The organism is Nannocystis sp. (genome assembly GCF_016714285.1).
Classification (GTDB): Bacteria; Myxococcota_A; Polyangia; order Nannocystales; family Nannocystaceae; genus Nannocystis.
This window is the reverse complement of sequence record NZ_JADJNN010000004.1, coordinates 17,133-37,231: the sequence shown is the minus strand read 5'-3', so window position 1 is coordinate 37,231 and position 20,099 is coordinate 17,133. Positions and strand designations below refer to the sequence as shown.

23 protein-coding genes are annotated in these 20,099 nt (G+C 70.7%); 6 read left to right on the top strand and 17 right to left on the bottom strand.

The window, feature by feature from the left end; all coding sequences use genetic code 11:
* Nucleotides 1-284: 284 nt before the first annotated feature.
* Together mqnB and IPJ59_RS11135 are read left to right on the top strand one after the other, a co-directional pair.
* Entirely contained in the window at nucleotides 285-905 is a 621-nt protein-coding gene (mqnB, locus tag IPJ59_RS11140; protein ID WP_293260584.1) for a futalosine hydrolase, read from the top strand.
* Complete coding sequence (locus IPJ59_RS11135; RefSeq protein WP_293271424.1) at nucleotides 902-1,744, top strand: 1,4-dihydroxy-6-naphthoate synthase; 843 nt, start codon at nucleotides 902-904, stop codon at nucleotides 1,742-1,744. Before mqnB ends, IPJ59_RS11135 begins: the two co-directional genes overlap by 4 nt.
* 56 nt (nucleotides 1,745-1,800) lie before the next feature.
* Here IPJ59_RS11135 and IPJ59_RS11130 read toward each other — a convergent pair whose 3' ends face one another.
* From IPJ59_RS11130 to nadB, 9 genes are all read right to left on the bottom strand, one after another.
* Nucleotides 1,801-2,019 carry a hypothetical protein gene (locus tag IPJ59_RS11130; RefSeq protein WP_293260579.1) on the bottom strand — a complete coding sequence of 73 codons (219 nt, stop codon included), beginning with the start codon at nucleotides 2,017-2,019 and terminating at the stop codon, nucleotides 1,801-1,803.
* Nucleotides 2,016-2,645, bottom strand: coding sequence for a cob(I)yrinic acid a,c-diamide adenosyltransferase (locus IPJ59_RS11125; protein ID WP_463673357.1), 630 nt, complete (start codon nucleotides 2,643-2,645; stop codon nucleotides 2,016-2,018). The genes IPJ59_RS11130 and IPJ59_RS11125 overlap by 4 nt, the downstream gene beginning before the upstream one ends.
* 110 nt (nucleotides 2,646-2,755) lie before the next feature.
* Complete coding sequence (locus IPJ59_RS11120) at nucleotides 2,756-3,673, bottom strand: DUF4388 domain-containing protein (protein ID WP_293271421.1); 918 nt, start codon at nucleotides 3,671-3,673, stop codon at nucleotides 2,756-2,758.
* A gap of 345 nt (nucleotides 3,674-4,018) precedes the next feature.
* Entirely contained in the window at nucleotides 4,019-5,185 is a 1,167-nt protein-coding gene (locus IPJ59_RS11115; RefSeq protein ID WP_293271419.1) for an NADH-quinone oxidoreductase subunit H, read from the bottom strand.
* A 31-nt stretch (nucleotides 5,186-5,216) separates the two neighbouring features.
* Entirely contained in the window at nucleotides 5,217-5,510 is a 294-nt protein-coding gene (locus tag IPJ59_RS11110) for a hypothetical protein (protein WP_293271417.1), read from the bottom strand.
* Nucleotides 5,511-5,526: 16 nt separating this feature from the next.
* Entirely contained in the window at nucleotides 5,527-6,054 is a 528-nt protein-coding gene (locus tag IPJ59_RS11105; protein WP_293260564.1) for a macro domain-containing protein, read from the bottom strand.
* Between the two features lies 1 nt (nucleotide 6,055).
* A complete protein-coding gene (locus IPJ59_RS11100; RefSeq protein WP_293271415.1) occupies nucleotides 6,056-6,550 on the bottom strand; it encodes a CarD family transcriptional regulator in 495 nt (164 codons plus the stop codon).
* A gap of 514 nt (nucleotides 6,551-7,064) precedes the next feature.
* Nucleotides 7,065-7,730, bottom strand: a complete 666-nt coding sequence (locus IPJ59_RS11095; RefSeq protein ID WP_293271413.1) for a hypothetical protein — start codon at nucleotides 7,728-7,730, stop codon at nucleotides 7,065-7,067.
* Nucleotides 7,731-7,740: 10 nt separating this feature from the next.
* Nucleotides 7,741-9,375: an L-aspartate oxidase gene (nadB, locus tag IPJ59_RS11090; RefSeq protein ID WP_293271411.1), complete on the bottom strand. Its 1,635-nt coding sequence runs from the start codon at nucleotides 9,373-9,375 to the stop codon at nucleotides 7,741-7,743.
* Between the two features lie 59 nt (nucleotides 9,376-9,434).
* Here nadB and IPJ59_RS11085 point away from each other — a divergent pair, with 59 nt between their 5' ends.
* From IPJ59_RS11085 to IPJ59_RS11075, 3 genes are all read left to right on the top strand, one after another.
* Complete coding sequence (locus IPJ59_RS11085) at nucleotides 9,435-10,154, top strand: lytic transglycosylase domain-containing protein (protein ID WP_293271409.1); 720 nt, start codon at nucleotides 9,435-9,437, stop codon at nucleotides 10,152-10,154.
* A gap of 158 nt (nucleotides 10,155-10,312) precedes the next feature.
* The gene (gene pgsA, locus IPJ59_RS11080) at nucleotides 10,313-10,915 is read left to right on the top strand and encodes a CDP-diacylglycerol--glycerol-3-phosphate 3-phosphatidyltransferase (protein ID WP_293271407.1); all 603 of its coding nucleotides are present in this window, start codon (nucleotides 10,313-10,315) and stop codon (nucleotides 10,913-10,915) included.
* A gap of 38 nt (nucleotides 10,916-10,953) precedes the next feature.
* Entirely contained in the window at nucleotides 10,954-12,207 is a 1,254-nt protein-coding gene (locus IPJ59_RS11075; RefSeq protein ID WP_293260546.1) for a chorismate-binding protein, read from the top strand.
* A gap of 63 nt (nucleotides 12,208-12,270) precedes the next feature.
* Here IPJ59_RS11075 and lspA (IPJ59_RS11070) read toward each other — a convergent pair whose 3' ends face one another.
* From lspA (IPJ59_RS11070) to IPJ59_RS11050, 5 genes are all read right to left on the bottom strand, one after another.
* Nucleotides 12,271-12,864, bottom strand: a complete 594-nt coding sequence (gene lspA / locus IPJ59_RS11070; RefSeq protein WP_293271405.1) for a signal peptidase II — start codon at nucleotides 12,862-12,864, stop codon at nucleotides 12,271-12,273.
* A gap of 60 nt (nucleotides 12,865-12,924) precedes the next feature.
* The gene (gene lspA, locus IPJ59_RS11065; protein WP_293260542.1) at nucleotides 12,925-13,479 is read right to left on the bottom strand and encodes a signal peptidase II; all 555 of its coding nucleotides are present in this window, start codon (nucleotides 13,477-13,479) and stop codon (nucleotides 12,925-12,927) included.
* 36 nt (nucleotides 13,480-13,515) lie between these two features.
* On the bottom strand, nucleotides 13,516-14,433 hold the full coding sequence (locus tag IPJ59_RS11060; RefSeq protein ID WP_293260539.1) for a hypothetical protein: 918 nt from the start codon (nucleotides 14,431-14,433) through the stop codon (nucleotides 13,516-13,518).
* A 160-nt stretch (nucleotides 14,434-14,593) separates the two neighbouring features.
* Complete coding sequence (locus IPJ59_RS11055) at nucleotides 14,594-15,454, bottom strand: NAD-dependent epimerase/dehydratase family protein (protein ID WP_293271403.1); 861 nt, start codon at nucleotides 15,452-15,454, stop codon at nucleotides 14,594-14,596.
* A 97-nt stretch (nucleotides 15,455-15,551) separates the two neighbouring features.
* Entirely contained in the window at nucleotides 15,552-16,295 is a 744-nt protein-coding gene (locus tag IPJ59_RS11050; RefSeq protein ID WP_293271401.1) for a hypothetical protein, read from the bottom strand.
* A gap of 263 nt (nucleotides 16,296-16,558) precedes the next feature.
* Between IPJ59_RS11050 and IPJ59_RS11045 the strand changes: the two genes are divergently transcribed.
* The gene (locus tag IPJ59_RS11045) at nucleotides 16,559-17,134 is read left to right on the top strand and encodes a hypothetical protein (protein WP_293271399.1); all 576 of its coding nucleotides are present in this window, start codon (nucleotides 16,559-16,561) and stop codon (nucleotides 17,132-17,134) included.
* Here IPJ59_RS11045 and IPJ59_RS11040 read toward each other — a convergent pair whose 3' ends face one another.
* The 3 genes from IPJ59_RS11040 to IPJ59_RS11030 are packed head-to-tail and all read right to left on the bottom strand — an operon-like array spanning nucleotide 17,135 to nucleotide 20,026.
* Complete coding sequence (locus IPJ59_RS11040) at nucleotides 17,135-18,046, bottom strand: NAD-dependent epimerase/dehydratase family protein (protein ID WP_293271397.1); 912 nt, start codon at nucleotides 18,044-18,046, stop codon at nucleotides 17,135-17,137.
* Nucleotides 18,043-18,891 carry a lysophospholipid acyltransferase family protein gene (locus IPJ59_RS11035; RefSeq protein WP_293271396.1) on the bottom strand — a complete coding sequence of 283 codons (849 nt, stop codon included), beginning with the start codon at nucleotides 18,889-18,891 and terminating at the stop codon, nucleotides 18,043-18,045. Before IPJ59_RS11035 ends, IPJ59_RS11040 begins: the two co-directional genes overlap by 4 nt.
* Before the next feature lie 46 nt (nucleotides 18,892-18,937).
* Nucleotides 18,938-20,026 (bottom strand): DUF4215 domain-containing protein, encoded by a 1,089-nt coding sequence (locus IPJ59_RS11030; protein ID WP_293260521.1) that lies wholly within the window; start codon nucleotides 20,024-20,026, stop codon nucleotides 18,938-18,940.
* Nucleotides 20,027-20,099: the final 73 nt, after the last annotated feature.

The following is a 20,099-nucleotide window of genomic DNA, read 5'->3' as shown; positions in this document are numbered from 1 at the left end:
GCCGACGACCAGCGTATGGCTGGCGACCCTCTGTAGCCCAGCCGGCAGCCGCAGCACAAGCCGGGTTTTGCGGCGGAGCGCGTGCGAGGGCCTGCTGTGCACGAGTTTTCGCGGTCTGTGACGGATCTGGCCCAAGGGACAGATCGAGGGCGCGAGCGGGTCTGTGGGCGCGAGGTGGGGCTTGTTGATCGGGTGTATAAGTTCGGGCGCGGGCGGTTGCTCGCCTGTGCAAGAAATTGCCGCGCGCGCTGGCCATGCGGCCGCAGGGGTCGTACGTTGGCGGCGTGCAGGACCGGCCGTGCATCGTGTGCGCCGCGGCGATCGAGTCGGGCGGGCTGGCCGACGCGATCGTCGGCGTGGGCAAGGCGGCCGCGGCGATGCACACGACGCGGCTGCTGCTCGCGCGTCGGCCCGCGTGGCTGCTGGTGATCGGGGTGTGCGGGGCCTATGCCGGGTCGGGGCTCGAGGTCGGGGCGCTGTGCGTGGTCGGCGAGGACGGTCTGGCCGACGAGGGGGTCGTGGTCACAGGAGGGTTTCGCGGATTGGCCGAGCTCGGGCTCGCGGACACCGGCCCCTTCGCGGCGGATCGCGTGCGCACGGCGGCGGTGGCGGGTCGCCTGGGCGTGCCGGTGGTCCGCGGGGCCACGGTGAGCAGCTGCTCGGGGAGCGACGAGCTGGCGGCCGCGCTGGCCAGGCGCAGCGGGGCGCAGGTCGAGACGATGGAGGGCGCGGCGCTGCTGCTCGTCGGGCGCGAGCTCGGGGTGCCGGTGGTGCAGCTGCGCTGCGTCAGCAACCGCTGCGGCGAGCGTGCGCGCGGCGGCTGGGATCTGCGCGGGGCCGTCGATCGGCTGCACGCGGGGGTGCGCGCGCTGGCGGCCGCGTACGCGTGGGAGGGGGTCGGATGAGCCTGGCGATCGGGTTCTCGCCGTGTCCCAACGACACCTTCATGTTTCATGCGCTGGTCACCGGCGCGGTCGAGGGGCCGGCGCTGGCGCCGTGGCTGGCCGACATCGAGGCGCTCAACGAGCGGGCGATCAGCGGTGAAGATCCGTTGCCGGCGACCAAGATGAGCGTGCACGCGCTGGCGCACGCGTGCGGGCGCTACGTGGCGATCGGCGCCGGGGCGGCGCTGGGACGCGGCTGCGGGCCGTTATTGGTGTCGCGGCCGGGGCTGCTGCCGACCGAGCCGAGGGCAGCCCTGCGGCGCCTGGCGGGTCTTCGGGTCGCGATCCCGGGGCGCTACACGACGGCGCAGCTGCTGCTGCGCAGCCTGGCGCCGCCGCCCCGCGAGACGGTGCAGCTGCGCTTCGAGGCGATCCTCCCGGCGGTCGCGGCGGGGCGCGTCGACGCGGGGTTGATCATCCACGAGAGCCGCTTCACCTACGCGGCGCACGGGCTCGTGGAGGTGGCCGACCTCGGGGCCCTGTGGGAGGCGGAGACGGGGCTGCCGCTGCCGCTCGGGGTGATCGCGGTGGAGCGAGCGCGCGGCGAGGCGCTGGCGCGTGCGCTGGAGGAGGGCATCCGGCGATCGATCGCGGCGGCGTGGGCCGACCCGCAGGCGTCGGCGGCGTACGTGCGGGCGCACGCGCAGGAGTTGGACGCGGAGGTGTGTCGGCGACACATCGCGCTGTACGTCAACGAGTTCTCGCGCGAGCTGGGCGAAGAGGGGCGGGCGGCGATCGAAGCGTTGATCGATCGCGGGCGGGCCGCTGGGTTGCTGCCGCCGGGTCCGTCCGTGTGGTGAGTGGCTGTTCTTACGGACATGTCCGTGGGGACAGGTCCGCGAGGACGCGGCGCGAATCAAGTGAGCGCGCGTGGGACCTGGAGGCCCTGGTCGTCGACGGTCTTCCAGAACTCGGGCCAGCGCGCGAGCTCCCGCAGGGTCGGGAGGACGTCGAGGGCGTTGTGGGGGTAGCTGCGGCGGATGTAGCGGACCGCGGCCTCGGCGGAGGGGGCGGCGAGGAAGCGGGCCTCGGTCAGCGGGAACTCGTAGCGGAATTTTTTGAGCGGCGGGGTCACGCGGGCCTCCGGCGTTGGGTGTCCCACAGGACCTCGGGGTGGCCGAGGCGCTGGGCGGCCGCGCGGGCGATGACGAAGAGGAGGTCGCTGAGGCGGTTGAGGTAGCGCAGCGCCTCGCCGCGGACGGGCTCGGCGCGGGCCAGGGTGACGGCGCGTCGCTCGGCCCGGCGACAGACGGTGCGGGCGAGGTGAGCGGTGGCGCCGACCGGGCCGCCGCCGGGGAGGATGAAGCTGGTGAGCGGGGAGAGCGGCTCGTTGAGGGCGTCGAGCTCGTGCTCGAGGCGGGTCACGTCGTCGTCGACGACGCACAGGCGGGCCTTGCCGGTGGCGGCCCCGGGCTCGGCGAGCTCGGCCCCGAGGTCGAAGAGCTCCTGCTGGATGCGCGCGAGCGAGGCGTCGAGGCCGGCGAGGAAGGCGGGGTCGGCAACCCCGGCGATGCCGGATGTGGCGCGGCCGACCTCGACGCGCAGCATGCCGAGCACGGCGTTCAGCTCGTCGACCTCGCCGTAGGCGGCGACGCGTAGGCTGTCCTTGCCGACGGTGTCACCGCTGGCGAGCATGGTGTCGCCGTGGTCGCCGAAGCGGGTGTAGACTTTGCTGATGTAGACCAAGCAGCGCTCCCCGATCGGGCGATTCGGCGGTCAAGTCGTGGGGCCGGCGGCGGCCAACAAGGGGGGCCAACGAGGGGGGCCAACAAGGGGGGCCAACGAGACGGCCAACAAGGGGCCAACCCCGGTCAGCGAGCCTGGATGGCCTCGACCAGGCGTGGCTGGATCTCCGGGATGATGACGAAGACCATCCCGAGCTGGGCCCGGGCGCCGTCGACCAACATGGCCCAACGGTGGCGCTCGTCGAGCTCGATCACGAAGATGTAGAGCCCGTTGTCGCCCTCGATGATGAACTTGTTGATGCCGCGGGCCAGCGAGTCCTCGGACTTGGTGAGGGCGGTGTGCAACTGCTCGGACAGGCGGTTGAACAGCGCGCAGGCCTTGGGCGCCGAGTTGATGCCCGCGAGCGACATGCCCGAGGCCTTGCTGATGATGTCGACGCTCAGCAGCCCACCCCCGAGGTGTTCGTCAATCTCCTCGAGAATCACCTTGACGGCTCGTAGATCCATGTCGGACAGCTCCTTGTCCGGCGGCAGCTCGGGCGCCGGCTCGGGGATGAATTCGGGAGGCGAGGGCACTGGCGCTTCGACCGGAGGACGCGGCGGCGCGGGCAAGGGCCGGGACGCGACGATCGGCGGCGTGAACTTGGGGGCGCTGCTGGTCGGCGTGGCGGTGTAGGGCGTTTGGACCGGAGGTGGCGGGGACGGCTGAGGGGGGGGCGGTCGGTCGCGCTGCTGTTCATCGCGCTGGCGGGCCCGGTCCATCAGCAGGGCGACGATCGAGGAGTGGCGTACGGTGGTCGGACAATTCTCGGGCAGCTGCGAGGATGAGACGCTGCCCTCGCGCCAGTCGAGGATGATGTTGACGGCGTCGTCGCCTTCGTTGCCGCCAGCGACCGCATGCAGCAGATTGCCACCCTGAAAGAACATTGAACCAGTGCCGTGCGGCGACTCGACCGACAGCTTGATCGACATGCGCGAGGTTTGGGCCAGCTGCAGGATGTCCCACAGTTCGAAGCCACCGATCTGGGCGATCGTCGTCGCCATCAGTGGTGTCCTCCGACCGCCGATCCGACTGGAGCCACACTCAAGCGTGCGGGTCGGGGCGGGCCGATCTGGGTGCGGAGGGCGCGGGCTCCCGCGACGCCACAAGCCTGATTACAAGCCTGATCACAAGCCTGATCGCTTGTCTCCCGCCTCACTCGGAATACGAGGTTGAACTTCCGAACTGGCATCCGCGCTCGCCGGGCAAGCCTACGGTCCTAGGCTTAGGCCGGGCCAAGCTAACACCCCAAATAGAAAAAAGCTACGACCCGGAGCCACGCGCGGTGAGCGCGACGCAGTGGGGGCCCGGGAAGAGTGCTCTGCGGGCCCGAGTCACCTGCGTACGGCCTATGGCGTCTCGTGTGGCCCGAGAGCCAGGTTCCACATCAGCGTGGCAAGGACCAGCGCGAGCACGAGGTATACGGCCCGTCGCGGGCTTTCAACGCGGAGCAGGAACCAGCAGGTCGCGGCGACCTTGGCGACCCAGGCAGCGACGCCGAGGCCGACCGCTGCGATGTGCGGCAGGCCCGGGGCAGCAGTCGTCAGCGGCAAGTCGGCGCCGCCGAGGCAGACGGTGGTCAACAGGGCGGCGAGGCCGAGGGCGGCGACACGAGCGGCGAATGGCGAGTGGGCCCGGGCGGCGGCAACCTCAGCGAGGGCGGCCAGAGCGAGTGCGGCGGCGGCGAATGGTTGCACCCACAAGCCCCAGTGCAGGCCGGTCTGGGCGGCCACGATGACCTGCGGGTCGAGGCTGCCGGTGGTGAGCACTGCCGCCAGGATCGCCAGCGCGAGGGTGAGCCTCGACCACAACGCTGCAGCAGAGATCCTGTCGGCCCCGGGGATCGCGGTGAACAGAAGGAGGGCGAGGAGCAGGCCGAGACCGTCCGCGTCGGGGAGCATCTGCAAGGGGGCTCCGCCACGACCTTCGCCGCACTGCTGGAGATCGGCAGGGCCGAGCGGGATGCCGAGGGTCCAGCACAGGCCGCTGGCGAGCGGGGCGATGGCCAGGGCGAGCGCGGCAGGCAGGGCGATCGTCCAGGGCACGCGGCGGCGGAGGGCGAACACTCCGGCGGCGAGGGCGGCGAGCAGGCCGAGCCGGAGCCATCGCAGGCCGGTCGGTGCGGCCTCGTCGGCGAAGTGGAGGGCGATGCGGTGGAGCGTCGTGTCGGCGTTGAAGGTGAGGGTGGCGCCGCCGCTGCGGTATTCGTGGCCGCCGCGGTGGGTGGCGAAGTGGTCGAGGTCGACGCGCAGGCGCAGCGAGACCTCGCCGTTCGCCTCGATCTGCCGCGGGAGCGCGGGGTCGACGACGGTGAAGGCGCTCCAGTCGGGGTCGCGGTGGTCGAGGCGGATCCGCGACAGGGGGAGCGGCTGGTCGCCCCTGTGGACCAGGCGCAGGGGCAGCTCGCGGCGGGTCGGGCTGAAGTGGAGCGCGCGTGGCTCGCTGTGCAACTCCGGGGCGGCACCGCAGCTGACGAGCAAGGCCAGGGCGAGCGTGAGGTGGTGCGGACCGATCATGGCGGGTCGACTGGTTGCCGAGGACGGCCGATCAGGGTGGATCGACCTCGCCAGCGCGGAGCAGCACGGTGATGAGCCCGAGGACGGCGAGGCCAGTGATCAGGAGGGCGAGCGCGGCCGGACTCTCCTGGGTGAGCAGGGCCAGCGGGGCGAGGAGGACCAGGCCTCCGGCGAGCGCGAGGCCGGCGCTGATGGGGGCCAAGCTGTTCTTTAGGCCAGGTACAGCGGCCGCCTGCTGGTGCGGGCCCTCGGCGGCCTCGGCGGATAGCGGGACCGCGGGGCCGGGCGCGCGGTCCCGCGGCAGGCCGATCTGGACGAGGGTCACGGGGGCGTCCGTGGCGTCAGGGGATGTTGCCCTCCATGGCCAGCTCGAAGACCTCGACGTCGTCGGCGTCCTTGGCCATGAGGAATGCCTTGAGCGGGCGGTCGCCGCGGTAGGCCTTGAGCTCGCTGTGGATGGCGCGGGCGGCCTCCTCGGCCGGGATGCCGCTGTCGAAGGCGCCCATCAGCGGGACGGCGATGCTGGAGAAGCCCTTGACGCGGCAGGCGACGAGCACCGCGGCGGTGGCCCGCAGGACGTCCTCGACCTGTACGCGCCCACCCGGCTTGTCCGTGTTGGGCACGTGGATCAGGTGACGCGCCTTCATCTTGCCGGCATGGGTGACGAACGCGGCGCCGATGGCCAGAGGCGTGTGCTCTTTGACGAGATCCTCGACCTCCTTGCCGGCGAGGTCCCGCAGCTTGCTGGCCGGGAACTGGCTCATGACACCCTCCGAGTTGGTCGGGGCGACGAAGGCGTCGACCTGAATCTGGTCCCAGGGGAGGGTGGAGATCTGGATATCGATGGACTCGTTGGTCTCGGCGGCCACGTCAGTCCTTAAACATGGAGTCGAGCTCTTCGGCAACCACGGATTCCGGGGTGGCCTTGACCGTGCTGAGCTCGCGGATGACGAGGTTGCGCGCGGTCTGGAGCATCTGCCGCTCGCCGTGCGAGAGGTTCTTGGTGCTCTTGAGCAGGGTCAGGTCGCGGTAGACCTCGCCGACTTCGAACAGCGAACCGGTGCGGATCTTCTCCATGAAGCCGCGGTAGCGCCGGTTCCAGGTCTGGCGGTCACACGGGACCTCGTGGTCGCGGAGGAGGTCGTAGAGCTCGTCGATCATGCCGTTGTCGGCGAGCGGCCGCATGCCGTTCTCCTCAGCCTTGGTGACGGGGACGATGATCTTGAGGCCGGAGCCGGCCACGCGCAGGTGGTAGAACTGCATGCCGCTGCCCTCGATGACCTTGGTCTCGAGTGCGACCACTTCGGCGACGCCGTGGGTCGGGTAGACGGCCTTTTCACCAACGTTGAACTGGGGCTGCATCATCGAGAGTCGTTCTCCAGGCGTGAGCGCGCGCCATTGTGCACCTTCCGTGCCGGAACTGTCACCGGCTTCCGACGTCGACGTGACCTGGATCGGGGTCACAGATAATTGAGCAAGTGCTGGAAGGCTGCATGTCAACTCGTTGAAAATAAAACGAATTGATCGCGCTGTGTAAATGTTGATGGAGGGCTGGGGAGGTTCGGGCGTGCGGTAGAGGGGGCCACTCGAGTCGCCGGTCGGCGACGAGAGTGGCCAGAGTGTGCGGGACGCGCGGGATCTGGGAGGACCGGACGCGCGAGTGAGCGCGGGGGAGTCCAGTCGGGCTCAGTATTCGTGGTCGGGGGGCTGTCGGCCAGTGAAAAATACAGCGTCAACCTCGCATAACTCACCAGGGACCGTGACTGGCTGGTGTCCGCAGGCCCGGTCGTCCGCGGACGTTCGTCCCGGGGTTTGCAGGTCAACCGCGGTCGTCCGTTTACGGGGGCCGGGCGCCTCCCGAGCCCATCAGAGGTGGGGCCTATTGCAGGGCGGTGAGGCGCCAGCCAGCGGGGCTCTGCTCGAGGGTGAGGGCGCGACCAGGCTCGTAGCGCAGGACGGCGCGCTGCATGTCGCTGCTGTATTCGATGGCACCCGGCTGATCGAGGAGGGCCTCGATGAGGGCGGCGCGTCGGCCCCAGTCGTCGCGCAGGCGGGCCGCGAGCTCGTCGCTGACGAGGGCCTCGAGGTCGCGTAGATCGGCGCCGCGGACGGCGGCGAGGAAGGCCCGGATCGCCTGGGCGGGGGTGGAGCTGTCCGGGAGGCCAGGGAGGCCCGCGACGATCTGGTAGTGGCCGGCGACCTCGGCCCAGGTGAGGACGAGGGCGCCGTGGGTGGTCTGCCCGCCGGCGATCGCGGCACGCTGAGCCGGTGGGAGTGCGGCGAGGGCGGCCTGGGCCGCGGCTCGCTCGGCGGTCTGGGCCTGCCAGCGGGCGCGGAAGGCGGCGCGCGGGGTGGCGGCCTGGAGCTCCGGGCTGAGGAGGGCGTACGCGGCGTCGGGGTCGTCGCGTCGCAGGGCCTGGGCATAGGCATCGCGGAGGGCCTCGGGACTGCGGGCGCTGCCGGCGCTGCGGCAACCAGGCACGGCGAAGGCAAGCGCCAGGAGGCCGGGGATCAATCGATGCAGTGCTGAAGGTTTGCGAGGCAACGTATTGAAATTATGTGATGAGTTTGTGGTCGGAGGCGCGAGGTCCTGTGCGTTTGTCGACCATGGTATTGTGGGCAAATTCTGGGAGAGTTTCAGGGTAATCGATGTTGTAGTGGAGGCCGCGGGTCTCCTTGCGCATGCGGGCACACTCGAGGATGAGGTGGCCGACCAGGGCGATGTTCCGCAGCTCGAGGACATCGCGGGTGACGCGGAACTTCCAGTAGTACTCGGCGATCTCCTCGCGCAGCAGCTCGACGCGTCGGCGGCCGCGCTCGAGGCGCTTGTCGGAGCGGACGATGCCGACGAAGTTCCACATCAGGGCGCGCAGCTCCTCCCAGTTGGCGGAGACCATGACGGCCTCGTCGGAGTTCTGGGCGGTGCCCTCGTTCCATGGGCTGACGATCTCGGGGGCGTCGCGCGCGAAGTCGTCAGCGATCTCGGCGGCGCCCGAGGCGAGGACGACGGCCTCGAGCAGCGAGTTGGAGGCGAGGCGGCAGGCGCCGTGCAGGCCCGACATGGCGACCTCGCCGATCGCCAGCAGGCCCGGGGTGTCGGTGCGGCCGTACTTGTCGACCACGACGCCGCCGCACATGTAGTGGGCGGCCGGGACCACGGGGATCGGGTCCTTGCGCATGTCGATGCCGACCGACATGCAGCGGGCGTGGATCGCCGGGAAGCGCTCGACCAGGAACTCGGGGTCGAGGTGGGTCATGTCGAGGTACACGCAGCGGACCCCGGCGCGCTTGAGCTCGGCGTCGATCTCGCGGGCGACCACGTCGCGCGGGGCCAGGCTGGCCATCGCGTGCCGGCCCGCCATGAGGTCGGAGCCGTCGCCACGACGCAGGATGCCACCCTCTCCACGGAGGGCCTCGCTGATCAAAAACGTATTGGCATCAGCGTGATACAGGCAGGTCGGGTGAAATTGCATGAACTCGAGGTTGGCCACCGTGGCGCCGATTCGGTAGGCCATGGCGATGCCGTCACCGGTGGCGACGCTCGGGTTGCTGGTGTAGCGATAGACCCGGCCGGCGCCGCCTGTGGCGAGCACGGTGAGCGGGGCGACGAAGGCCTCGACCCGGTCGTCGCGGTTGTTGAGGGCGTAGACGCCGAAGCAGCCGCGGCTGCCGTCGACCTTGGTCCAGCTGAGCAGGTCGATGACGGTGTGGTGCTCATGGACCGTGATGTTGGGGTGGGCGTGGGCGGCCGCGAGGAGGGCACGCTCGATCTCGGCGCCGGTCATATCGCGGTGGTGGACGACTCGTCGCCGCGAATGGCCGCCCTCGCGGCCGAGCTCGAAGGGGGCCGTCTCGTCGCCGTTGACCCGGTCGAAGCGAACGCCGTAGCGCTCGGCCAGGCGGCGGACCAGGCCCGGGCCCTTCTCGACGGCGTGGACGACCATGTCGCGGTCGCACAGGCCGGCGCCGACGAGCAGGGTGTCCTCGACGTGCTCGTTGGAGGAATCGTCGCCGGAGAACACGGCTGAGATCCCCCCCTGGGCCCACCGGGTGTTGGAGGATTCGGCGCGATGCTTGGTGAGGATCGTGACCGGGCCCCGATCGGCGACCTCGAGCGCGAAGTAGAGGCCGGCGAGGCCGCTGCCGAGCACGAGGTATCGGCTGCGGTGGATCGGGGTCGACACAGACATGGGGGTGGGCGCAGGGTAGCAGCCCGCAGGCGGGCTTTGTAGCTGCTAGGATGCGGGGTGTGCGGGCGGCGGCCTGGTGCCTTGGGATCGTGATGGCTGCGGCGGGCAGGGCTGGCGCGGCGGAGCCGAGTTATCGTCGATACACTGACCCGCAGGGGGTCGTGCATGTGACCGCCTCGCGGCGGGCGGCCGAGGCCCCGGTGAGCACGCCGGGCTTGCAGGGCAGCGGCGAGGCCGAGTTGCCGGATACGGCCGCCGCGGCCGACCCCCGCCTGGCCGGTCGGGCTCAGAATGCCGCGACCGAGGTGGCCGAGGCGCTGGCCGACGAGCGCTCGCGCCGTTACGAGACGACGATCCGCAGCGCAGCTCGCCTGTATCAGCTGCCGGAGTCGCTGCTGCGTGCGGTGATCCACACCGAGAGCAACTACAACCCGAACGCGGTGAGTCGCACCAACGCGATGGGGCTGACGCAGTTGATGCCGTCGACGGCGCGCTTCCTCGGGGTCGGGCAGCCGTTCGAGCCGCGGCAGAACATCTACGGTGGGGCCAAGTTTCTCCGGCTGCTGGCCAATCGCTTCGGCGGCGACATGGTGCTGGTGCTCGCGGGGTACTTCTCGGGGGCCGGGGCGGTGCAGAAATACGGGGGTGTGCCGCCGCATCCGGGTGTACGGGCGTACGTGAAGGCGGTGCTGCGGCGCTTCTACGCCTATGAGCGCGAGCTCCAGCGCCGCGACGCTGGCAACACGGGGCCGAGTCGAGACATCGCGGGCCTGCCCTGAACCGGGTGTGGCGGAGGTCCTGGATCGGGGCGGGGTTTGCGGGTAGGCTCGCGCGCGCCCGGAGCCGAGCCAGTCATGCTGCCAGCGACCATCATCTCGTCGGGTAGGCTCGCGCGCGCCCGGAGCCCAGGGCTGTCGGCCGGCGGAGACGGCCTCACGTGAAGCGCTACGAGCGATTTCGCCGGGAGGTCCTGAACCTCCCCAACATGATCACCATCGGCCGGCTGTTCCTGATCCCGCCGGTGCTGCTGTGGATGGACATCGCGGACCCGTTTCTCTGCGTGATGTCGTCGCTGGTGTTCATGCTGGCCGCGGTGCTCGACATCATCGACGGCTGGCTCGCGCGCCGGTCGGGGCTGGTCACGGTGTTCGGCAAGTTCGTCGATCCGCTGGCCGACAAGGTGATGGTCGCGGCGGTGTTGGTGTATCTGGCGGCAGACGGGCGGATGCCGCCGTGGCTGGTGGCGATCCTGCTGACCCGCGAGTTCTACATCAACGGACTGCGATCGCTGGCCTCGTCGGAGGGGATGGTGATCGCGGCGAGCGCGGGCGGCAAGGCCAAGACCGCGTTCCAGATGGTCGGCATCTGCTTCCTGCTGGTCCACTACCGCTATCGCATGCCGGGCTTCGACGAGATGATCGACTTTCATCGCATGGGGCTCATCATGCTGTCGCTGTCGGTGATCCTGTCGGTGCTCAGCGCGGTCGAGTACACCTTTCACTTTCGCGAGGCGCTGGCGCAGCACAAGCAGGGGGATTGATGCCGGGACGGGGGAGGTCCGGGCTCTGCGCGCGGATCGTGGGGCTGGCGGCGAGCGACCCCGGCGGGGCCTTCGCGTGGCTCGACGGCGGCGAGGAGCGCGGCTGGCTCGGCCTCGAGGCGGACCTCGGGGTGGCCGATGACAGCATGCGATCGATCGAGGCGATCGAGGCGCTGTGGCGGGCCGAGCCGCAGTTCGTGTGGATCGGGCACCTCAGCTACGAGCTCGGGGCGGACCTGCTGCTCGGGCGAGCGCCACGGGCGGGCCGCCTGCCGGGGCTGTGCCTGCGTCGCTACCGGGCGGCGCTCGAGCTGGGGCCGACGCCGCGACTGCACGGCGAGGCGCGCGCGGGGGCCCGCCTGATGCGGCGGATCGATGAGGCACCTGTCCTTGAGGACATGTCCCCCGGGACCTGGCCCTTGGGACCGCTGCGGGCGCTGTGGACGGCGGACGAGTATCGGGCGCGGGTGGCGAGGGTGCGCGAGTACATCGCGGCGGGCGAGACCTACCAGGTGAACCTCAGCCAGGCCTTCGCGGCGCCGTGGCGACCGGAGTGGGGGGCGCGGCCGCTGGCGGTCCGCGCGGCCGCGGTGTACGCGGCGCTGCGCGGGGCGACGCCAGCGACGATGGGGGCGCTGCTGGCGGGAGGCGAGGGCCTGGCGCCGCCGCTGTGGGTGGTGTCGAATTCACCCGAGACGCTGCTGGCGGTGGAGCTGGGGCGTGGGGTCGGGGGTGGCGATCTGGCCCGATCCTGGCCGATCAAGGGGACGCGAGCGCGAGGCGGCGATCCGCAGGCCGATGCCGAGGCGGCGGCCGAGTTGCTGGCCAGCGAGAAGGACCTCGCCGAGCATGTGATGATCGTCGACCTCGTGCGCAACGACCTCGGCCGGCTGGCGATCGCGGGCACGGTCGAGGCGCCGCGGCGACCAGCACTTGTCTCGCTGCCGACGGTGCACCACCTGGTCTCGGAGGTGCGCTGTACCCTGCGGCCGGGCTGGGGGCTGGCGGAGCTGCTCGCGGCGGTGTTCCCGGGCGGGAGCATCACCGGGGCGCCGAAGCGGCGCACGGCGCAGATCATCGACGATCTCGAGCAGCGTCGGCGCGGCTTGTACTGCGGGGCGATCGTGGCGTTGATGCCGGGTGGGCTGCGCTGCAGCATCCCGATCCGCACGGGTGAGCTCGACGAGGCCGGGCTGGCGCTGCAAAGCGGCGGCGGGATCGTGATCGACAGCGACGCGGAGGCTGAGCGACAGGAGACCTGGGCGAAGGTCCGGGCCTTCGATCGCGGCTGACTCAGGCGCGGCTGTCTGCAGGGCGGCGTGACGACGAATCGGAGCGCTTCGATCGCGGCGGACTCAGGCGCGGCTGCTCGCGGGGGTCGGCTGGGGCTCGGCGTGGAACATCAGGAAGGGGATCAGGAGGAGCACGCCGATCACGAGGGCGACGTCCGCGATGTTGAAGTTCGGCCAGGCCGGGCTGCCCTGGGCGTAGTAGACCTGGATGAAGTCGACGACGCCGTGCTTGGGCTCGCCGTTGAGGAGCATCTGGCGGAGCAGGCGGTCGTGCAGGTTGCCGAGCGCGCCGCCGATGATGCAGCCGATGGCGACGAAGCCGTAGAGGCGCTCCGTGGGCAGCTTGCGCACCAGCGTGGCCATGTACACGACGGTGGCGAGGGTGATGGCGATGAAGAGCGGGCGCGAGAAGTCATGCCCGCGCAGGAAGCCGAAGGCGGAGCCGGTGTTGAAGCTGAAGTCGAGGTAGAACCACTTCTTGATCACGGCGATCCGCGGCGCGTCGCGGAGCGTGTGCCAGGCCCAGTTCTTGGTCCACAGATCGAGCGCGAGGAAGGCGACGGTGGCGATCGAGGCGGCGATGACGGCCCGGCGGCGGCCCGGGTCGGCGGTCACGACGGGCGGCTTGGTGGCAGAGTCGGAGGCTTGCACGAGCATGCGGGTCGACGAGTGTAGCGCAGGGCTCGGATCAGGCAAAGCAGCGCGCAGAGGCCCGCTTCAGGCGGCCAGGGGCTTTTCGGGGCTGGCGGGGTCGCCGTGGCGACGGAGGTAGATCATGAAGAGGAGGACGCCGGCGACGAGGGCGGCGTCGGCGATGTTGAAGGCGGGCCAGCGCTTGCCCGGCCAATAGTAGACGACGATGAAGTCGACCACTCCGTACTGGTCCATGAAGACGCGGACGAAGCGGTCGTGCAGGTTGCCGAGGGCGCCGGAGGCGATGAGGCCGATGGCGACGAAGCCAGAGCCGGCGCGGGTGGTGAGGGTCAGGGCGAGGCGCGCCATGTAGACCAGCGCGGCGACCGTGATGGCGATGAAGAAGAGGCGCGACCAGCCGGCGTCGCGCAGGAAGCCGAAGGCCGAGCCGGTGTTGAAGGCGAAGTCGAGGTAGAAGAAGTCCTTGACGATCTCGCGGCCGGGCTGGGTGCGCAGATGCTCCCAGGCCCAGGCTTTGGTCCACAGGTCGAGGGCGAGGGCGGGGATGAGGACGCCGAGTACGAGGGCGATGCGTGCGCCGCGGGACGGGCCTCGGTCGACAGTGGGTGCGTCGGTCATGCGGGCGGGCGAGCATACCCGGCCCGCGCGAGTGGTTCAAACCGAGGTGTCGCGCAGGAGGTCGAAGAGGGCTGGGCGGCGGCGGCGGGGCCAGCTGGCGCGCGGGTGAGTGAGGCTGCGACGGCCGCGAGAGACCCGCTGGTCCATGGCCTGGCGGCTCATGCCATCGAGGGCGACGGGGCGCTCGGCCTGGAGGTCGACCAGCTCGCGGCGGTCGCCCCCGAGGAGGGCGGACAATGCGTTCTCCAGGAGGACGGCCTCCGGGAGCCGGAGCTCGCGGAGGGCGGCGCGCAGGCGGGCACGCATGCGCAGCTCCTCGCGGAAGTCGTCGCCGCTGGAGCGCAGCTCGTGGGCCCGCTCGGCGGCGTCGCGGGCGAGGGCGACGTTCGCAGCGGCGAGGATGACGGTGAGCGGACGGACCTCGGGGTCGCTGAGCTCGTCGCGGTGAAGCAGGGCGCCGACCTCAGCCCAGGCGATCGCGTCGACGTCGGACTCCTCGCCGCCGAGGAGCTCGAACTCGGCGCTGCCGAGGGCGGTGACCAGGAGGCGCAGGCGCACGGCCTCGAACACGAGGAGCTCGGCGAGCGCGGCCTGGAGGGCGGAGAGGTCGTCCTCGGCGCGGGCGCGGGCGAAGGAGAAGAGGGTGCGCTGCATGCCATCGAAGCGGGCGTCGCCGCGGCTGCTGGTGGCGGCGCGGGCCCAGGGCTCGAACTCTTGCGGGATCTCGACGAAGAGGGCGTCGCGGATGCCCTGGTGGAACTCACGCAGGCCCGGGTAGCGCGGATCCCAGACGGCCTCGAGTAAGGAGAGGCCAGCGCGACGGGCGTGCAGGGCCTCGGTGGCGACGCCCTCGAGCTCTGCCTGAAGCTCGCCGAGGTCGATGTGCGGCGCCATGGTGCCGTCGGTCGGCATCGGCAAGACGTGGGTGACGGCGGATGCGACTGGGAGGTTCATGGCGTGGCTTCGGGTTTAAGCACGGGAGGCTGGCGGGCAAGGCCGGGGCCGAATTTCTCGTCGGGGTGGTGGTCCGGGCGGGCCCGCCCGCGCGGCGCGGCGCCTGCGCCGGGTGGCAGTGGGGGCGACCTATACCTTTGTACATGTCTTAAAAGACAGGTTATAAAGGGGGCGGGAGGGCGTGCTGTGGGTGACGCAGGTGCAGGCCGAGGAGTTGCTTCATGCGATCGTTGCGAACTTGCTTGCCGCGGAGGGGGCCGGCGGGGTGCTGCCAGCGCGGCTCGGGGCGGTCCGCGGCGTGGGCGAGGGCGGCGAACATGCTGCGGCGCGGGCGGTGGTCGTCGTCACAGACGTTGACGATGGCGCTGTGGCGCGGGGGGAGGGCGAGGGCGGCGAGGCAGGCGGCGACGGCGTCGTCGCGGTGGATGAGGTTGGTGGCCTGCATGCCGTCGCCGGGTTGTAGCGCGCCGGGGTCGTCGCGGTAGAGGCGGAACAGCTCGCGTCCGGGGCCGTAGAGGCCGGCGAGGCGGAGGATCAGCCACGGCCAGCGCTGGGCCTCGCAGTGGGCCCGCACGAGATCTTCGGCGTCCCGTTGGACCTGGCCGCGAGGGTCGTCGGGGCGGGCGGGCTCGTCGTCGTCGATCCAGCCGTCGCGTTCGGGCAGGGCGGAGGTGGAGGAGGTGTAGACGACGCGGGTGAGGGCGAGGCCGGTGCAGGCGACGAGCAGGCGGCGCGTGCCTTCGAGGTAGAGGGCGCGGCGATCCTGGCTGCGTCCGGCGGCGACGCAGATCACGAGGCTGCGCGCGGGGGCGAGGGCAGCGGTGATGACGGACGCGTCGGCGTGGAGGAGGTCGAGGGCGTGAAGCTGAATGTCCTCGGGGACATGTCCCTCGGGCCAGGCGTCACGGCGGCCGCTGCGGGACAGGGCGAGCACGGGGCGCGGGAGGGCGAGCGCGAGGGGGCGGCCGAGGAAGCCGGCGCCGATGACGGCGACGGGCAGCATGTGGGCTGGGAGCGGCACGCGGGCACGCTAGCACGCGCTGGCACAGAGATTGTGCACCGACGTGGAACGGGCACGCGGTGTGGCGTGCCCGTGGGGGGAGCCGAAGCTCGCGGGGCTAGAAGGTGACGCCGCCGCCGAGGATGAAGTCCATGCGGGAGACGAAGAAGGTGCCGCAGTTGAAACCGGCGGCGCAGGCCCCGTTGGCGTAGTAGTAGCTGCCGGGGCCGATCAGGAAGTCGAAGTTGGGCAGCTGGGCGAAGACCAGCCAGCGGTCGTTGATGATGAGCTTGAGCGCGACGCCGAACTGAAGGTTGGCGGCGTGGTAGTTGGCGCCAGCGTAGTAGCCGTAGTAGGCGGGTCGGTAGTGCAGCAGGCCGTAGCCGAGTGAGACGCTGGGGGATACGTAGAGGGCGAGGCCCTTCTTGACCTGAATGTCGTAGGTGAACTTGGGGGCGATGTTGAAGCCGACGTACGGGCCCGTGAAGGTCTCGTTGAGGATCACGCCGAGCGCGGGGCCGGAGGAGTCGCCCTTGAAGTGGCCCATGAACTCCTGCGTGACCTTGAAGGCGCCGCCGTAGCGACCGCCCCAGCCGCCGTAGTTGCAGAAGCCGTCCTTGCAGCCGGGGCCGTGGGAGTAGTACCAACCGCTGCCGCCGACGCCCCAGGAGGGGCCGAGGCCGAGGAGGAAGGCCATTGGGCGGGTGCCCTCGCGCAAGATCTTGGGGGCAGCCTGGGCCTCGCTGCTGGTCATTGCAACGCCGGCTGCGGCGGCGCCCAGGCTCGCGGCGAGGCACAGGCCGCGGGAGAGGCGGGGGAGGCGGCGACGGCGAGGTGCAGAGGCGGTGGAGCTGTGGGTCATGGATGTCCTGGGCCTTGGGAGGGGGCGCAGCGGTAGACCGATGCGAGTGGCCGCATTCTAAACCGAGTCGCTGATGCCGGCGGAACAAAGCGGGCGCGCGAGCGGGCTGCGGGGCCGCTGTCGTCGGGGAGCCCCGGTGCTGCGGTAGAGTGCGGAGGATGCGAGGTGATGGGGACCCGCGTGCTGGCGCTGGCGCTGTGATTCGTGCGCAAACGCGCACTGCGCGCCATGAGCGGGGGATCGCGGCGATCGAGGCCCGGAGGGTGCAGTGGGGGCGCTGGGCCCGGCTCGTGCTGGCGTGGCAGGCGGTGGCGTGGATCGCTGCGGCGATCATCGCTGGGTTGGTTGGCTTCAGCTGGATCGTGTTCGGCTTCTTCGTGGTGGTGTTCAGCGTGTCGTGCCTGGCGCTGTTCACCCCCGTGATCGCCCGGCCGGGATGGTTGCTCGAGCAACAGCTGCGGGCGGGTGACGATGTGGCGCTGGCGACCGGGCACCTGCCGCCGCGGCTGGCGCGTCTGGCCCAGGAGACGCGGATCTTGCGGTTTGCGATCGAGGCGGCGGCGCCCGACGAGCCGGCGATCGAGGAGCTCGCGTGGGCGTGGGTGTCGGCGGTGCGCGAGCTCGGGGTGCTCGAGGCGGAGGTGATCGAGCGGCTCGGGGTCTCGCACCGCGACGTCGTGAGCGTGTTGCTCGGTGAGTCGCTCGCGGAAGATCCGGCGACGGTGAGGGAGCTCGATCGTGGGCAGCAGCGGCGGCGCATCGAGCTGCTGGCCGAGCACCTCGAGGCCTTCGAGCTGGCGCTGCTGCGCTACGACCCGGACCCGTATCGCGGCAGCTGATCAGCCGTCACGGAAGCCGCGCATGATCTCGTGGGCGTCGTACTGGTGCTGGAAGCCGGTGGCGGCGCGGAAGGCTGCGGCGTCGACGACGATCGGGTGCTTGATGTGGAGGGCGGCGCCGGGCGGGAGGTAGGCGAGGCCGAAGCGGCCGACGGCGTAGCGAAACAGCGGCTCGGGGATCGGGATGGCCTGGCGTCCGGTGCCGCGGGCGAGCACGGAGAGCGGGATCGGAGGCGGGCCGGCGACGTTGAAGACGCCGCTGAGCTGGTGGTCGATGGTGCGGATGATCGCCTCGACGGCGTCCTCGTCGTGCATGAAGTGGTAGAGCGGGTCGAAGCCGAGGATCATCGGCACGCGCTTGCCGTCGAGCAGGTTGGCGAGGGTGCCGCGGCGGGCCGGGCCGAGCAGGTAGACCAGGCGCAGGACCGCGGTCTTGAGCTCGGGCCAGCGCCACAGCGCGGAGCCGGCGTAGAGGTCCGCGGCGACGAGGTCGGCGAGCTCGGGGAAGGTGCTGACGGCGAGCGGGGGCTCGTCCTCGGTGCGGTAGAGCGGGGCGTCGGGGGCGGCGCCGTAGATGGTGTGGCGGCCGACGAAGACGACCTGCTTGACGCCGAATTCGTGGCAGTAGTCGAACACGAGGCGGGTGCCGTGGAGGTTGATGCGCAGGCGCTCGTCGGCGCGGGCGGAGAAGTGGGTGATGGTCGCCATGTGGATGACGACCTCGGGGCGGTGCTGGCGGAACACGTCGGCGGCGGGGCGCTTGCGGACGTCGGTCTGGAAGACGTGGATGTTGGGCGGGGCGTCGGGCCAGGGGCGGCGGTCGATGCCGAAGATCTCGTGGCCCTGCGCGAGCAGGCGCAGGGCGACCATACGGGCGTGGTTGCCGTTGATGCCGGTGATGAGGACCTTCATGGCGTGGGCTCCGAGAGGTTGGCGCCGGAGCGGCGCTGCTCGTGGACGGCGCGGCCGCGGGTGACGAGGAGGTTGATGACGCTCTTGACCTGCTCGACGTAGCCCTCGACGACCTCATCGGGTTCGTTGCCGTTGCCCGGGAAGTGCATCGGCTTGCCGTAGTGGATCTCGCAGCTGAGGGGGAGCGGGAAGGGCAGGAGGTACGGCGGGACGGGCCAGTAGGGGGCGCCGACGATGCGAGCGAGGCGCTTGGCGTGGAAGATCGTGGGCATGGCTTCCTCGCCGCCGATGAAGGCGAAGGGGACGACCGGGGTGCCGGTCTGGAGGGCGATGCGCATGAAGCCGGTGCCGAAGTGGCTGAGGTGGTAGCGGTCTTTGTAGAGCTTGCCGAGGCCGCGGGCGCCCTCGGGGAAGACCATGAGCAGGCGGCCGTCGTGGAGCAGGCGGATGGCGTGCTCGGGGAGGCCGGGGAGCTGGCCGACGCGGTTGAACCACTGGCTGACGAAGGGCCACTCCTGGGCGAACTTCTCGACCATGCCGTGGACGGCGCGGGGCGGGTTCAGGGAGAAGAACAGGGATGCGACGATCATGCCGCCGTCGGCTGGGATGCCACCGGAGTGGTTGCCGACCAGCATGCCGGCGCCGGTCTTGGGGATGTGCTCGAGGCCGAAGCAGCGGACGCGGAAGTAGTGCTTGTAGAACCCCTCGAGCAGCGTCATGAAGAGGCCGAGGTGGTGTCGCGAGATGCCGTACGGGTCCATGCCGTAGCGGTCGAACGGGAGGTCGAGGAACGGGAGGCGCTCGAGGACGTCGCGGCTCGTGACTTGTTCGAAGCGTGGCCACATGGGAGGTGGCCGCGAGTCTATCGTATGCGAGTGCGGCGCGCTGCGCTCACGGGCTGCAGACCAGGAACGCCGCCTGCAACACCTGGGCGACGCCGTGCGTGCTGGCGATCTTCGTCTCCTGGTAGTAGACCTCCTTGTTGACGCCGAACTCGGTGAGGATGCCGAGTTTCTGGCGCAGGTCGGGGTCGAGGACGACCTTTGAGTCGGAGCAGGGGAAGCCGCCCTTGTCAGAGGGCGGGCCGGGCTTGAACGAGGTGGCCTTGGCCTGCTTGTTGCCGGTGCGCAGCTTGCAGAAGACATCGGCGTCGGCCTGGTCGCAGCCTGCCGGGCCGGCCCAGCTGCAGGTCATCGTGCAGGACATCTGGGGCACGCTGGAGAAGTCGTAGAGGCAGCCAGGGGTGCAGCCCACGCCCATGAGGCCGCTGCTGCCGTCGCAGTGCTCGTACTGATCCTGGACCTTGCCGTCGCCGCAGCGGGTGGGGGAGAGCGCCTTGCAGCCGGGGGAGCAGCCGTTGTACTCGCCGTCGTTGAAGCCGTCGTCGCAGACTTCCTTGGTGGCCCAGAGGTAGCCGTCGCCGCACTTGGCGGCCTTGCAGCTGGTGAGGCAGGCGTCGGTGTCGACGGCGTTGGCGTCGTCGCACTCCTCCATCTCGTCCCAGACGACGCCGTCGCCGCAGCTGGCCTCCTGGCAGCTGTTCAGGCAGGCGTCGAGGTCGGACTTGTTGCCGTCGTCGCAGGCCTCGCCTGGCTCGAGGACGCCGTTGCCGCAGCCGGGGACCAGGCAGGTCTTGGTGCAGCCGTCGGTGTCGTCGTCGTTGCCGTCGTCGCAGGCTTCGTCGCCCTCAACGATGCCGTTGCCGCAGACGGGGGGGCCGTGCGAGGTGCTCGACTCGGCGTCGGAGCTGCTGCTGTCGATGGTGCTGGTGGTGCTGCTGGTGTCGGGGCCGGTGCTCGACGTGACGGGGTCGCTGGACCCCGAGTTGGTCTCGTCGGTGGCCCCAGTGACTGTCTGGACGGGAGGATTGGTGCTGGCGACCTCGGTGGTCGACATCGTCTCGAGGTCGACATCGCTGCTCGCGGTGCCGCCTTCGGGCGCACAGGCGCTGAGCGCCAGCAACAGTCCTAGTCTCCGCATGCCCGGACGGTAGGCGTGGCATGCGAAGATTGCAAGTGCACGGGACCGGCTCGGCGTGGGCCGCATGGGTGAG

Bases quoted from the DNA above. Each gene is read 5' to 3' on its own strand.
- IPJ59_RS11100 (WP_293271415.1), bottom strand. From the start codon at position 6,550: ATGATGCAGCCCCAGTTCAACGTTGGTGAAAAGGCCGTCTACCCGACC.
- IPJ59_RS11120 (WP_293271421.1), bottom strand. From the start codon at position 3,673: ATGGCGACGACGATCGCCCAGATCGGTGGCTTCGAACTGTGGGACATC.
- IPJ59_RS11115 (WP_293271419.1), bottom strand. From the start codon at position 5,185: ATGATCGGTCCGCACCACCTCACGCTCGCCCTGGCCTTGCTCGTCAGC.
- nadB (WP_293271411.1), bottom strand. From the start codon at position 9,375: ATGTCTGTGTCGACCCCGATCCACCGCAGCCGATACCTCGTGCTCGGC.
- lspA (WP_293271405.1), bottom strand. From the start codon at position 12,864: ATGCTCGTGCAAGCCTCCGACTCTGCCACCAAGCCGCCCGTCGTGACC.
- IPJ59_RS11060 (WP_293260539.1), bottom strand. From the start codon at position 14,433: ATGAACCTCCCAGTCGCATCCGCCGTCACCCACGTCTTGCCGATGCCG.
- IPJ59_RS11040 (WP_293271397.1), bottom strand. From the start codon at position 18,046: ATGAAGGTCCTCATCACCGGCATCAACGGCAACCACGCCCGTATGGTC.
- IPJ59_RS11030 (WP_293260521.1), bottom strand. From the start codon at position 20,026: ATGCGGAGACTAGGACTGTTGCTGGCGCTCAGCGCCTGTGCGCCCGAA.
- IPJ59_RS11035 (WP_293271396.1), bottom strand. From the start codon at position 18,891: ATGTGGCCACGCTTCGAACAAGTCACGAGCCGCGACGTCCTCGAGCGC.
- IPJ59_RS11135 (WP_293271424.1), top strand. From the start codon at position 902: ATGAGCCTGGCGATCGGGTTCTCGCCGTGTCCCAACGACACCTTCATG.
- IPJ59_RS11050 (WP_293271401.1), bottom strand. From the start codon at position 16,295: ATGACCCACAGCTCCACCGCCTCTGCACCTCGCCGTCGCCGCCTCCCC.
- lspA (WP_293260542.1), bottom strand. From the start codon at position 13,479: ATGACCGACGCACCCACTGTCGACCGAGGCCCGTCCCGCGGCGCACGC.